Raw genomic sequence first — 13,402 nt, forward strand, 5'->3', positions numbered from 1 at the left:
GTTAGTGGCTTTGTGCGCGGCAATTCGGAACGCCAGAGCGAGTTCCTGCCGTTAAGAGAACTGGATGCCGGCCTGGTGCGAGAAAGTCCGCGACATAGCCTGGACAGGCTACGGACCCATGCCTTTCCGTGAACGCGCCGACACAGGCCCGGAATCCGTCAAACGAGGCGTTGGTGAGCATCGCAAGGCTGGCCGTCGGGGCGGGTTTAGAGACCGCGAGCGCGACGGGGCGGGCGGTCTGCCAGCACGGCAATGCGCCGATGGTCGCAATCAGAAGGGGGCCGCCATCGGCCAGATCCACCAGATTCGCGCAGCGGAAACCCTCCTGTTCAAGCAGCGACAGGGCGCCTGAAGCGGTCGGGTGTGTGCGGCCGATGGCGGCCGCTGCTTCTACGCTCAGTGTGCGTATGTCGATTTCAAGCCCTTCATAGGCGTCGAGAATGAACTTTGCGCCATCCCGGGCAAGGCGTGCGTCGCATTGCTGGTAGGGTATCGAAAGCCGGTTCCGCCAGACGTTCTCATAGAACGGGGCGCGTCCTTCCGCATCACTCCAGCCGCGAAGCTGCGCAACAATGGGCCGGTCGAATAGGTGCTTACGTGCGCCCATCAGCATATAACGCGCCCGCGCCAGAAAGCGCCCGGCGCCGGACGCCCGGTGATCTGCCCGCAGAAAGAGCGAGCCGACTTCCGTATATCCGGCGAGCGTCCGCTTCAGGACGAGGTTAGCCGGACCGCCCGGGCGGTCGCCATGCCATTCAAAATCCGCACACAGAAAGTCATCGGTGCTGACGCGTGTCTTCACGCTTGCACATCCGACGAGGTCGCCTGTCTCGAAAGACTCCATGATCAACAGGAACACCTGGCTCTCCGAATGCGCCGGCTGCGCAAAGGAGGCTTCGCTTTTACCGATCAGGGCCTCGATGAATCGGGCGTCTGGCTGAAGGCTGGTGAGCCCCGCCCCAGCGCGCATACTGAGCGCAAGCACGCCGTCCATATCGGATGCGCAGACGGGCCTGATGCCATATTCCGCCGCTTTCCTCATGAATGCGTCCGGGCGAGCGGGCGGCCCGTCGCGTCAAATCGGGCAAGACCGGAATCGAGTCTGGCGATCGCTTCGTCGATTTCTTCGGGACGAACGTTCAGCGGCGGCGCGAGACGGACAACATTGTCGCCAGCAACGCCAACGAGCAGTCCGCCGTCCCGCAAGGAATCGCGCATCTCCGTGTTGGTAATCCCGCTCATCTTAAAGCCCGTAAGCAGGCCTTTTCCTCGGATCTCGGCGATGAGCGCCGGATATCGGTCGCGCAGACGATCAAGCCCCTTCCTGAGTTGCTCAGACCGGGCGCGCACGCTTTCCAGGAAACCGGCCGCCAAGAGTTGATCGAGGACGGCAGCGCCGACAGCCACGGCAAGTGCGTTCCCGCCATAAGTTGTCCCGTGTGTGCCGGGCGTCATGTGTCGGGCGACAGCCTCTGTAGCGAGGCACATTCCCAGCGGAAAGCCGCCGCCAACGCCTTTCGCGACCGCCATGATATCGGGTGCCGCCTTGTCGCTCCATTGGTGAGCGAACAGTTGCCCGGTTCGCCCGGCGCCGCATTGCACCTCATCATAGATCAGGAGCACGCTGTGCTCGTTGCAGAGACGACGAATAGCCTCGAGGTAGTCCGGCGGTGCGGCCCGCAGACCGCCTTCGCCCTGGACAGGCTCAATCAAAATCGCTGCGGTGTTAGGCCCCACCAGCGTCGTAAGGGCGTCCATATCGCCGAATGGCGCCTGGACATAACCGGGCAGCGGTGGGCCGAAGCCTTCCAGGTATTTCGGATTTCCCGCTGCGTTGACAGATGCGTAGGAGCGTCCGTGAAAGGCGCCTTCAAAGCCGATTACATCGATGCGATCAGGCCGTCCGTTTGCCGCATGATATCGGCGGGCGCTCTTCAACGCGCACTCCACCGATTCACCGCCAGAATTGGTGAAGAAGACCCGGTCTGCAAACGTCAGATCACAATAGCGCTCCGCCAGTTCCGATTGTCCGGGTACATCGAACATATTGCTGAGGTGCCACAAGCTTCGGGCTTGGGTGTAAAGCGCCTCCACGAGTGCTGGATGGGCATGGCCGAGCGTGTTGACGGAAATGCCAGCGATAAAATCCAGATAGCGCCGTCCGTTTGCAGCGGTCAGCCAGCTGCCCTGACCGGAGGTGAATCGAATATCCGGTGGGGAATATGTCGGGAAAATACTGTTTCGGTTCATCGTGGTGTCCTGAGTTGCGGATCCAAGAGCGCGTCTGGATTAGCTCAGATGAAATTGGCGGGCATTTCTAAGCAATCTGCTGGTGGCTTTTCGCAATATGCATCATGCGCCCTCTTTCGAATGCCCCTTCGGCGATGTTTGGGCGTCCGAAACCCCAGGCCGCCCTCAGGTCCAGGGTGGGCGACGATATAGGCAGCGCAGCAGCAGCGCAGTGGCCGCGCGCTTCTATAGACGGAACGCTTTATACGTGCCTTCCGGCGCTGCCTCAGCCGGTGGAGCTGGCTAAACAACCCTGTAAGGCCCGGAATGTCACGGCCGGAACGGCCGCTGCATATAAATTGAGGGAGGGCGCGCCGGGGCGCGTATCCTCAGTAAACAAGGCCCCACCCGACGAGAAGGACAGCCCATGAAGACGCTCCGTCAGAGACGGGTTCTCGGACCTGGCTTACTCCTGCTGACGGTGTCGGCCTGCGCGAGTGTGCAGCCTGATGCAGGCTTCCCTGACATCAGCAAGGTGGTTGAGGCGCGGACAGGGGCGGCGCCTGTTTGGACGCGGAGCCAGGCGAGCCGGGCAGAGGCTGACGCCGCAGCGGACCGGCTGCTGGAAGAACGTGTCGGAATGGATGAAGCGGTGGCAGTGGCCTTCCTCACCAGTCCCCGCCTGCAGGCCGAACTTGAAGTGCTGGGGATAGCGCGCGCCGATCTGATATCTTCTGTGCTTCCACCTGCGCCCTTTCTTGAAGTTTCAAGGCCAGCCAGCGGAAACACCCTGAGCCTTGACGTATCTGCGTCCCTTCTCGATCTGATCTTCTGGCCGCAGCGCGCGCGGGCGGGCAAGGCCGCGATGGAGGCGGCGCAGGCGCGCGCTGCTGCTGCCCTGGCAGACGCCGCGGCAGACGTACGCATCGCGTTTATCGAGCACATTGCCGCAGTGCAGGCACTCGACCTTTACCGGCAAGCGGAGGCGGCCGGGCAGGCGGCGCAGCTGGCGGCAGAAGCCATGTTTGAGGCGGGTAATATCGCGCGGGTGGATTATGACCGTCAGAGGCAATTCGCCGCGCAGATGACGGCAGAGCGCATGGGCGCCGAGGCGCAGGTCGGGCCAACGCGGGAACGGCTGATCGCCAGACTGGGCCTGACGCAGGAACGCGCGGAAAAGCTGCAGCTGGTCTCACGCCTGCCGGCACCCGCAGAAGCGGCGCTGGATACCGGGCGGCTGATCGGGGCGACCATGAATGACAGCCTTCAGGTCGCAGCTGCCGAAGCGGATATGCGACAGGTGGCAGCAGGCCGCGGCCTGCGCAATATCGAAGCGCTGATAGGGGATGCGGAGTTCGGCGCAGAATTTGAGCGCGATGGCAGCTGGTCTGACGAGTCCTACAGCCTTGGCCTGGCTTTGCCGGTTGATCTGGGGGTGGCGGGCCGTCAGCGGGTTGCGTCTGAAATGCGCCAGGCTCTTCAGACGCTGTACCAGGCGCGGCTCGACAGCCTGGCAGAGATCCGCTCATCAGCCCAGACCGCAGAAAGCGCGCGCGCTCTGGCCCTGTTCCACCGTGAAGTTTCCCTGCCGGTTTCCGCAGACGTGTTTGATGGCGTGGTGCGCGACTTCAACGCGATGCAGATCGGCATGTTCGAACTGCTGCAGTCCCGCCGTGACCGTGTGGATGCGGGGCGCGACTATCTGGACGCCGTGACGGATTATTGGCGCGCACGGGCGGAACTGGAGCGGCACGTGCGCGTCGGCGACTTTGAGTCCGGCGCGGTTCCCGGAAACGGAGAGGAGCATCCGCAGTCGGATGACAATCCGGCGGAAGACAGTCCGGCCGATCACCATCAGCATCAGGGGCACGACCACGGATGAGCAAGATCAGACTCAGCAGGCGCGATGCCCTTACAGTCGCCGGACTCGCCGTGGTAGGCGCTGGTATGGCAGCGGGCAAAGCATCCGCGCAGACTGCGGGCAACCAGTTCCACCATGCCCGGACAGTTGAGCCGGGCAATTATCCCCCGGGCGTCCCAGGCGAGGACTACACGCCGGTGATCACACCAAATGGGGCGACGTTGCCTTATAAGGTCGCTGGCGGCGTGAAGGTGTTCCACCTGATTGCCGAAGAAGTGCAGCATGAGTTCGCGCACGGCCTTAAGGCGACCTGCTGGGGGTTCAATGGACGGGTGCACGGCCCCACCATCGAGGCCGTCGAAGGCGACCGGGTGCGCATTTATGTGACAAACCGGCTGCGGGCGCCCACCTCCATACACTGGCATGGCCTGATCCTGCCTTCGGGGATGGACGGTGTCGGGGGGCTTTCCCAGCCCCTGATCCAGCCCGGCGAAACCTTCCGCTACGAGTTTCCCCTCGTGCAGCACGGCACCCACATGTATCATTCTCATCATGATGAGATGACCCAGATGGCGCTGGGGATGATGGGTATGTTCATCATTCATCCGCGCCGTCCGAAGCGCCGCGTGGACCGGGACTTTGCCATCATGCTGTCGACCTGGAAGGTTCGCCCCGGTGCGCGCAGGCCCGATCCCAACGAAATGACTGACTTTAACATTCTGACCTTCAACGCCAGGGCGTTTCCAGGCACGGAGCCTATGGTGGTGCGTCAGAATCAACGGGTACGCATGCGCGTGGCCAACCTTTCGGCGATGGACCATCATCCGTTCCACCTGCATGGCCACACGTTTCAGGTCGTCGGCACTGATGGGGGGGAGATCCCTGAGACCGCCCGCTGGCCGGAGGCAACGATCCTCATACCTGTCGGTTCTGCACGGACGATTGAATTTGTAGCGGACAATCCCGGAGACTGGGCGGTTCACTGCCATATGACCCACCATGTGATGAACCAGATGGGGCATGACCTTGAGAATATGGTGGGCGTGGATCAGTCCGCCTTCTCCGGCCTCGTGGGCGACCTGGTCCCGGGCTATATGGCGATGGACGGCAATGACATGGCCGCCCATGGCAAGCATGTCGAAATGGGCCATATGCGTATCCCGGACAATGCTATCCCGATGGTGGGCGCACAGGGCCCCTTCGATCACATCGGTATGGGCGGCATGTTTACTTTGCTGAAGGTGCGCCCCGGAATTACCAGCTACGAAGATCCGGGCTGGTATCAGGCACCCGAAGAGACAACCGCGCGACTCGCACGCGCCGATGAGATCCAAAAGGACGGTATCGACATATGATCACAATCAGGAGACACCAGATGATTAGTACACGTATTATTGCGATCAGCCTTGCGGTAGTAGCCTTTACTTCTGTTCCCGCGATTGCCCAGGGGCATGGGCATGGCAGTTCGCATACGTCACATGGCGGCATGAAGGGCGTTTCCGCCTCTGTGCCGGCCAATGGAGAGATCGTCAAAGGCAGGGTGGAAAAACTCGTCCTCGAATTCGAGCACCCTATGGTTCCCAAATCCGTGCAACTGATGACCGAGGGGATGGAGCGCATTGAGATCGACGCGCAGTTGCCGGTAAAGCCGGTGGAGCGTGTCGAGATCCCACTCAAAGAAACGCTGGAACCGGGCGGTTACCAGGTCAGCTGGCGCGCTGGCGCGGACGACCACGAAATGACCGGCTCCTTCACATTTGCGGTCCGATGACCCGGCAGGGGCGGGCCTGCGGGATCGGCCCGGCTTTCTAACGGCGCTGGTCTGTTTTCAGAGCGTCCGCCAGAACTTTCCGCGCCCGGTACAGGCGGTTCTCGACCGCCTTGGCTGTCATACCGAGGATTGCGGCAGTTTCCGACATTGAAAGGCCCTCCATCGCCGTCAGGATGAGGGGCGCTTTGAGCCCGTCCGGCAGCTGCAATATCGCGGCTTCCACAGCGCGCAGCTCATCACGTTCTGCTGCGATGATCTCTGGACCTGGAAGAGGGGATGCAGGATCCACGGGCTCATCGAGCCGGCTGGTGCGCGGCCCGAAAACAAGGCTCCGGATTTTCGCCCGCCGGGCTGTATCGCGGCACTTGTTGAGGGCAATTGCTCTCAGCCAGATGTCGAAGGATCTGTTCGTGTCGAAGCGGGCAAGAGCCTTCCAGGCAGAAATGAAGGTCAGCTGGACGACCTCATAAGCTTCGTCGCTGTCCCCGGTGTAGCGGCGCGCGAAGCGATAGAGGCTTTCCTTGTGCCGGCGCATCAACAGGGTGTAGGCACGCTCCTCTCCGGCGCGTGCCCGGCGGACGAGGTCCGCATCCTGTCCGGCAGGTTCGTGACTCACAATTCCTGTTCGGTCAGATAGGCCGTGACGGTGGCGTCAAACCTTGTCTGCTGCTCTGGGGTAAGTGTCTCGCGGATTTCGAAGACATATCGGATGGTCTCCATCTGAAGCTCCCCCATGGCAAGGTGGAAATCCTCGATGGCGGCCTGGACTTCGGCGCTGAGCTGGCGATCTGTCTCAATGCTGGCGGCGAGGCGGGCGTTGGCGGCCCGCATCTCATTTTCCCGCCTTTGGCGTTGAGCTGAATAACGCGCTTCGATTTCCGCCACCTGAGCACGTTGCTGGCTCGTGAGCCGCAGATCCCGATGGATCATCTGATGCAGGGAGGGTTCCTGATCGCGCGAGGCGAAATAGGTGGTCGTAGACCAGGCGGCAACGGTGCCCGCCAGGGCGGCCAGCAGGAAGCTGACGAGGAGATAAGTTCGGGCAGACTGGATCATGAGTGTTTCGCAAGCAGCGTTGAGGGGGCCAGCGGCGTGTTGGCCGAGAAAACGGCCATATCATGGAAGTCCTGTTGGGAAGGTGTACTGACCACTGCGGTCGCAAAGCCCATCAGCAAGGCAAAGACGGTTGCCGTCAGCGGTAGCGTACGCACCAGTCCAATGGCGAAATTTTCGCGCTTTGCGTCGATGCGGTTCCATACATCCGCCTCCAGTTGGGAAAGGTCAGAGCTTGCCGGTCTTTCGGAAAGGCGGGTCAGAAGGCGATCAACCTCAGTCATGCGAATATCCTGTGTTCCTTCACTGAGTACGCTGCCGGAGCGCGGCCCCCTCAGAAATTGTGCAGCGAGTAAGGCCCTGCGGTCAAACCCGACAATTTTGTAACAAAAGCGTGAGGGAAGGCTCATACCCGGACGTACACCTATTGACGCGGACATTCAGTGCTGCGTGAGCCGTGGCCGCCTGGGAGGGGTCATTCCATCTTTTGACGCATGAAAACATGCAAATTCATCCTGCCATGAGTCCGTATAAGGATTGGCGGATCCTTCAAGAAGGATAGAAACATTGCATTGCATTACTGCCAGACTGCTTGCCGCAACAATGCTTGCGGGAAGTGGAGGAACAGGTTTGGCTTTCGCTCAGGAAGCTGAGGCTGACACATCCGCCCTCTCCATGGAGGCTGTCCGGGTCACGGGGAGCCGAATCCAGAGACAAGACATTACCGGACTCGGGCCGGCAACGGTCATGGACCGTTCGCAGATCGAGATGACCGGTGTGGTCGCCATCGAGCAGCTGCTCGAGCGTCTTCCTGCGACGGCGGGATTTGCGGGCAACCAGACAAATGCCTACTGGACGTCCAACGGCTACGGGACGACGCAGGTGAACCTGCGCGGACTTGGGGTTAACCGCACGCTGGTCCTCCTGAATGGCCGCCGCGTCGTCAGTGGGGGCACGGGGGCAAACAGTTCGGTCGACCTGTCAGTTATCCCGGTGTCTGTTATTGAGCGTATCGAGGTACTGAAGGACGGTGCGTCGGCGATTTACGGCGCAGATGCCGTTGCCGGTGTCGTCAACATCATCACGCGGGAATTCGAAGGCTTCAACACCAGCGGACGCTACGGCATTACGGCAGAGGGGGATGGCGCCGAATACAACGCCGACGCCATCTGGGGTATCGTCTCAGATCGCGGCAGCTTGAACGCCTCGATCAGCTACCAGAAGACTGAAGCCGTCAACATGGCCGACCGTGCAGCCTGTTCCCTGCGGGAAGCCGGTGGCAGCCTGGAATGCTATGGCAGCTCGGCAACGATCGGCGGCCGCGCGCTTCTGGCGGACGGCTCCCGGGTCAACTTCAATCAGGTTCCCGGCGGTGACGGTGACTTCTACGAGCCCTATTCAGCAGGCGCGCACAACTTCGCCTCCTTTCCGTACCTGAACGCCGTCAACCCGATCGAGCGTGTCTCTTTCACCTCGTTCGGCCGGCTGAACCTGACCGACGAGATCGGGCTGTTCACCGAATTCCTTTACACCAATCGCCAGTCTGAACAGCTCGCGAGCCCCGGCAGCCTGACCAACATTGCCATCGCAGCAGACCATCCGACGAACCCGACGGGACAGAATCTTATTCTGGAAAGCCGCCGCCTTCTGGAGCAGGGCCCGCGGTATTTCTTTCAGGATGTCGATACCTGGCGCTTCGTTGCCGGTCTTGATGGCACCCTGGCGAATGGCTGGGCCTGGGAGGTTGCTGCCAATTACGGGCGCAATACGGGCGTAGACGGATCAACGAACATTGCTAACAAGCAGCGTGTCGCCGAAACGCTTGACACTTCGCGCTGCAGCAGCACGCCCGGCGCAGCGATCCCGTGTGGCGACTATCTCGGCTACGGCGATCTCACGCCTGAAGTGCTCGACTACATCTTCTTCACGATGCGCGGCACGGGTGGCAACGAGCAGACCAGCCTGACGGCAGATATCACGGGCGACCTGTTCAAGCTTCCTGCCGGCGCGCTGGCCTTTGCGCTGGGCGGCGTTTACCGCAAGGAGAAGGGCTGGCGTGATCCCGATCCGCTGACAGTACTTGGCATCGCCAACACCAACCAGCAGGAACCGATCTCCGGCGAGATCGCCGCCAGCGAGGTCTATCTCGAAGTCTCCGCCCCGTTGCTCGCCGATCTGCCCTTGGTCGAGAAGCTCACCCTGGACGCCGCTATTCGCTATTCGGATTACGATGTCTTCGGCGGTGACACCAACTACAAGCTGGGTCTCGACTGGCAGGTCACTCCTGCTGTTCGCGCGCGGGCAACCTTCGGCACGGCATTCCGCGTGCCCAGCGTTCCCCAGCTCTTCGGAGGTGTCGGCGAGGGCAACCTGACGACCACTGATCCGTGCAGCGGTTATTCATCTCTGCCGGGAGGGTCGGTCATTGCGGAAAACTGCGCCGCGTCGGGTGTGCCGGCAGGTTATGTACAGCTCGGAAATACAATCCTTACACAGACGGGCGCCAATCCGAACCTGAAGCCGGAAAGCGCCGAGTCTCACACGATAGGCGTGGTCTGGCAGCCCGTGTTCGCAAATGGCCTTACGCTGACGGCGGATTATTTCAGCATAGAGATCGAGGATGCGATCCGCTCTATCCCCGGCTCGACCAAGCTTTCGGTCTGCTACAATTCCCAAAACCTGAGCCATCCGTTCTGCAGTGCAAGCCATTTCACGCGCAATCCGGTGACCGGCGAGGTGAACTACCTTTCCGCCCAGCCGGTGAACACCGGTAGTGAAACGGTGGCGGGGGTCGATCTCGCCGCAATTTACGGTTTTGATCTTCGCGGCCTCGATGCCAGTCTCAACGCCAACATCACCTACCTCGATACCTATGAAGTTACGCCCTTTCCGGGCGCTGACCCGCTGGTGTTCGATGGATTTATCGGTGGGGGCAATGGCGGCTTTCCTGAGTGGCGCGGTTCCGGCAGCTTCAGCCTGTCAGGGGACAAATGGTCGACGGCCTACACGATGCAGTGGATCGGCGAAGCGACCGACTTCAACGCCGCGCCCGGCGCCATTGGCTATAGCACGCCGAACGTGTTCTACCACAACGTCCAGGGCACTTACCGTCTTACCGAGAAAGCCTCGCTATCGCTCGGTGTGGATAATCTGTTCAACGAAAGCGCCCCGTTTATCGCAAGCTGGACGGACGCCAATACCGATACCATGACGTACGATCTGATGGGGCGCCGGTTCTACATGCGTCTCAACTATCGCTGGTTCTGAGGGATCGCCGGGCGGGGAAACCCGCCCGGCCGCCACTGGGGAGGTGGGAATGAAGCCGGTAACCCTGTTCCGAAAGATGCATAGATGGGCGACACTGATCATTGGTGTGCAGGCAGTTTTATGGACACTGGGCGGGGTCTACATGACTGTGATCCCGCTTCCCATCATTCATGGCAAGCATATGATGTCGGATGTTCAGCCAGCGGAAATTGACTGGGCACGGATCGACATCGATCCTGGACTGGTTCTGCTCGCAAATCCTGATGCCCATCATGTCCGCCTCACGATGTTTGATGGCGAACCTGTCTATCAGGTGATGGGCGAACGCCATTCGCTCATCAGCGCTGAAACGGGGAAGGTGGTTTCGCCCGTCTCCGAGGAGTCCGTCCGCCGGGTCGCGCGAACAGATTTTGCCGGAGACGCAGAAATCATCGCGGTCTCGCTGATTGAGGAGGACGTGCCTCTGGAAATTCAGAACGCGACCCCGCCGCTCTGGCGCGTAGATTTCGCAGGCTGGAACCAGCCGAGCTTCTTCTATTCCGCTGAGACCGGCCAGTTCGTGTCGCGGCGCCACAATCTCTGGCGCGGCTTCGACATCGCCTGGATGTTCCATATAATGGACTACAAAGACCGCACGGATATGGACAACTGGCTGCTCAGAATAATGACCGCCATCGGCCTCTTCAGTGCCCTGGCCGGCATGGGCCTGTTGATCTACCGGTTGGGAGGCCGCAAGCGGCCGGAGGCAGCCCGATGATCTTCCTCCGGTGGCTCCACAAATGGCTGGGTCTCATCGTCGGGGTTCAGATGACGCTCTGGATGCTCAGCGGTTTCGCCATGGCGGCCATGAGCATGCATCAGGTCAAAGGCAGCGACCGTCGCAGCGAAGCCGCGCGCCCTGCGCTCGATCGCAAGGTGCAGCCCCTGGCGGCCATCCGGACCTCAGTGGAAGGAGCGCAGTCGGTTGAGCTGCGCGATGGTCCTGACGGGCCCGTCTATCATATCGTGACGCCTGCAGGCATTACGCTGCTCGATGCATATACCGGCGCTCCTTATGAAATTACGGCAGAGCGGGCGCGGGCGTCCGCGGCCACAGACTATTTCGGTCCCGGCAAGCCGGTTTCGGCAGAGCCGCTTACCGCGCCCTTCACAGAACTGCGCAAGCATGCCGGGCCGGTGTGGCGTGTGAACTTTGATGATGACCGCCATACCACGCTTTACATTGACGCCAGCACCGGCCTCGTGCTGGAGCGGCGCAACGATATCTGGCGCGTGTTCGATGTGTTCTGGATGCTCCACACGATGGACTATGTGGGCCGGGACAATTTCAACAATCCTCTGGTGATTATTGCCGGACTTGCAGCGCTCTGGCTTTCCGTGAGTGGTTTCATCCTGCTCTTTTCGAGCTTCCGCAGGGGTGATTTCGACGTCTGGTCTGCCCTCCGGCGGCTGCGGGGGGATACGGTCGTCGGCGCCGTTCGGGCGCCGGGCAGGGAGGTAAGTAATCTCGCTTTCGCTCCGGGGCTTTCCTACTTCGATGCCTTCGCCAGAAATGGTTTGGACCTGCCATCGAGTTGTGGCGGCGCGGGAAGCTGCGGGCAATGCGTCATCCGGCTTGGCTCAGAGGTCAGGGCAGGAAAGGATGAGCTGAAACATATATCCGCAGCTGACCTGGAACAGGGGTGGCGGCTGGCATGCAGGCACCGTGTCCGCCCGGATGCAGACGTGGAAGTGCCTGCCGGCGTGATCGACAATGAAATAATCAGTGGGCAGATCACTGGCGTGCGGTTTTTGGCGCCCTTCATCAAGGAGATCCGCATCCGGCTTGATCAGCCGCTCCACCAGCCATTTGTCGCCGGCCAGTATGTTCAGCTGCTTGTGCCGCCCGGAGATATCCGGGTGGACCGAACTGGCTTGCCAGACGCATGGCTCTGCAGCTGGTCGAAACTGCCGGAAGAAATCACGACCTCCGGGGCACAGGAGGTACGCAGAATTTATTCCATTGCGATCGCCCCGCATGAGCATGGCCGGGATTTGGTGCTAAACGTTCGCCTTGTGTCCCCTTACAGCGTGGAGACGCCCTGGGGGCGTGGATCGAGCTATGTCTTCTCCTTGCTTGCCGGGGACGCCGTAAGATTGTGCGGGCCGTTTGGACGGTTCGCTCCATCCGCACACGCCAGCTCGCTTGTTCTGATCGGAGGCGGTTCTGGGATGGCGCCGCTGCGCTCCATCATCCGGCATGAATATTCCCCGCAGGGACAGAAACGTCCGGTGCGGTTATTTTACGGTGCGCGGCAAGTGAAGGATATTCTCTATCGGGAAGAATTCGACCAGCTCCAGGAGGCGGCGGCCGGGTTTGACTGGGTCGTCGCCGTCTCTGACGGGCCCGATGATGCGGATGTCTGGAAGGGGCCGCGCGGTTTTATTCACGAGGTTGCCAGAGGAGGGATTTCGAAGGACCTCGGAAACCTGGATGGCGCGGAATTTCTGATCTGCGGTCCTCCCGCCCTGATTGAGGCTTCCAGAGAGATGCTGTTGACGCTGGGAATTCCACGAAGCAGGATTCGATGCGAAGATTTTGGTGTTTAGCTCGGCGCTGAATTTTCCGGTTTGTCAGAAGTCGGACAATATGATTGATCTCAGGCGCGGCCTACATATTGGGGGCTGCCGCCGGCCGGGATCTGCATTTCCGGTTGACTGCAGAAGAATTTGACCAGATTGCAGCGCTGCTTGAACCGCTGAAGGCTGGCGGGCTGACCTGTTCTTCCCCTTCTGAATATATACGCCCCGGATACATTGTGTGGCGGCTGGCCGGAGAGGAAGTTCATCGGGTTGAGATGCATACGCTCTGCTATGCCGATGGCGACCGTCCGCTCGCGAAGAATGCGGACACGGCCTGTCGGTTGATGGAGGGATGGGGGAAGGCGCGGTATGTGGCCCCGGTTATTCCGCCGCTCGGTATGTTGCGGATCGAACATCGCTATTGGGGAAATATTCTGGCCGCCTGGCAGGTGGGCGCAGACGGGCGGGCCATGCGGCGGGCCGACGGGGCAGAAGAGGCCTTTGTTGTTTCTCCGGAACAGTTCAGCGAGCTGAGGACGCGGTTTGATGAGGGGTGCGTTTCAGGGCGCCTCCGACCGCATCTCCGCGTGACTGCATATCAAACATACCCCCCCTGGAGCTGACGGACATCCATGAGGGTAGGACCGGCGCCGTGCCGG

12 protein-coding genes are annotated in these 13,402 nt (G+C 61.0%); 7 read left to right on the forward strand and 5 right to left on the reverse strand.

Annotation, left to right across the window (positions count from 1 at the left end; all coding sequences use genetic code 11):
• Position 1: 1 nt before the first annotated feature.
• Together ACQKI2_RS09095 and ACQKI2_RS09100 are read right to left on the reverse strand one after the other, a co-directional pair.
• Complete coding sequence (locus ACQKI2_RS09095; RefSeq protein WP_427379382.1) at positions 2–1,042, reverse strand: arginine N-succinyltransferase; 1,041 nt, start codon at positions 1,040–1,042, stop codon at positions 2–4.
• Positions 1,039–2,250 (reverse strand): aspartate aminotransferase family protein, encoded by a 1,212-nt coding sequence (locus ACQKI2_RS09100; protein ID WP_427379383.1) that lies wholly within the window; start codon positions 2,248–2,250, stop codon positions 1,039–1,041. The genes ACQKI2_RS09095 and ACQKI2_RS09100 overlap by 4 nt, the downstream gene beginning before the upstream one ends.
• Positions 2,251–2,656: 406 nt before the next feature.
• Between ACQKI2_RS09100 and ACQKI2_RS09105 the strand changes: the two genes are divergently transcribed.
• Genes ACQKI2_RS09105 through ACQKI2_RS09115 form a run of 3 tightly spaced genes read left to right on the forward strand, consistent with a single transcriptional unit; the run spans position 2,657 to position 5,861 of the window.
• Entirely contained in the window at positions 2,657–4,111 is a 1,455-nt protein-coding gene (locus tag ACQKI2_RS09105; RefSeq protein ID WP_427379384.1) for a TolC family protein, read from the forward strand.
• Positions 4,108–5,445 (forward strand): multicopper oxidase family protein, encoded by a 1,338-nt coding sequence (locus ACQKI2_RS09110; RefSeq protein ID WP_427379385.1) that lies wholly within the window; start codon positions 4,108–4,110, stop codon positions 5,443–5,445. The genes ACQKI2_RS09105 and ACQKI2_RS09110 overlap by 4 nt, the downstream gene beginning before the upstream one ends.
• 20 nt (positions 5,446–5,465) lie before the next feature.
• Positions 5,466–5,861 (forward strand): copper resistance CopC family protein, encoded by a 396-nt coding sequence (locus tag ACQKI2_RS09115; protein ID WP_427379386.1) that lies wholly within the window; start codon positions 5,466–5,468, stop codon positions 5,859–5,861.
• Between the two features lie 37 nt (positions 5,862–5,898).
• Here the strand turns inward: ACQKI2_RS09115 and ACQKI2_RS09120 are convergent, their stop codons facing one another.
• The 3 genes from ACQKI2_RS09120 to ACQKI2_RS09130 are packed head-to-tail and all read right to left on the reverse strand — an operon-like array spanning position 5,899 to position 7,198.
• Positions 5,899–6,477 carry an RNA polymerase sigma factor gene (locus ACQKI2_RS09120; RefSeq protein WP_427379387.1) on the reverse strand — a complete coding sequence of 193 codons (579 nt, stop codon included), beginning with the start codon at positions 6,475–6,477 and terminating at the stop codon, positions 5,899–5,901.
• A complete protein-coding gene (locus tag ACQKI2_RS09125) occupies positions 6,474–6,917 on the reverse strand; it encodes a Spy/CpxP family protein refolding chaperone (RefSeq protein ID WP_427379388.1) in 444 nt (147 codons plus the stop codon). The genes ACQKI2_RS09120 and ACQKI2_RS09125 overlap by 4 nt, the downstream gene beginning before the upstream one ends.
• Positions 6,914–7,198, reverse strand: coding sequence for a hypothetical protein (locus ACQKI2_RS09130; protein WP_427379389.1), 285 nt, complete (start codon positions 7,196–7,198; stop codon positions 6,914–6,916). The genes ACQKI2_RS09125 and ACQKI2_RS09130 overlap by 4 nt, the downstream gene beginning before the upstream one ends.
• A 319-nt stretch (positions 7,199–7,517) precedes the next feature.
• Here ACQKI2_RS09130 and ACQKI2_RS09135 point away from each other — a divergent pair, with 319 nt between their 5' ends.
• The 4 genes from ACQKI2_RS09135 to ACQKI2_RS09150 all read left to right on the forward strand — a co-directional run bounded on the left by ACQKI2_RS09135 (position 7,518) and on the right by ACQKI2_RS09150 (position 13,366).
• Positions 7,518–10,181, forward strand: a complete 2,664-nt coding sequence (locus tag ACQKI2_RS09135) for a TonB-dependent receptor (RefSeq protein WP_427379390.1) — start codon at positions 7,518–7,520, stop codon at positions 10,179–10,181.
• 49 nt (positions 10,182–10,230) lie between these two features.
• Positions 10,231–10,938: a hypothetical protein gene (locus ACQKI2_RS09140; protein ID WP_427379391.1), complete on the forward strand. Its 708-nt coding sequence runs from the start codon at positions 10,231–10,233 to the stop codon at positions 10,936–10,938.
• A complete protein-coding gene (locus tag ACQKI2_RS09145) occupies positions 10,935–12,770 on the forward strand; it encodes a PepSY domain-containing protein (protein ID WP_427379392.1) in 1,836 nt (611 codons plus the stop codon). Before ACQKI2_RS09140 ends, ACQKI2_RS09145 begins: the two co-directional genes overlap by 4 nt.
• A 104-nt stretch (positions 12,771–12,874) precedes the next feature.
• The gene (locus ACQKI2_RS09150; RefSeq protein ID WP_427379393.1) at positions 12,875–13,366 is read left to right on the forward strand and encodes a hypothetical protein; all 492 of its coding nucleotides are present in this window, start codon (positions 12,875–12,877) and stop codon (positions 13,364–13,366) included.
• Positions 13,367–13,402 lie beyond the last annotated feature (36 nt).

The organism is Hyphomonas sp. NPDC076881 (assembly GCF_050269995.1).
Classification (GTDB): domain Bacteria; phylum Pseudomonadota; class Alphaproteobacteria; order Caulobacterales; family Hyphomonadaceae; genus Hyphomonas.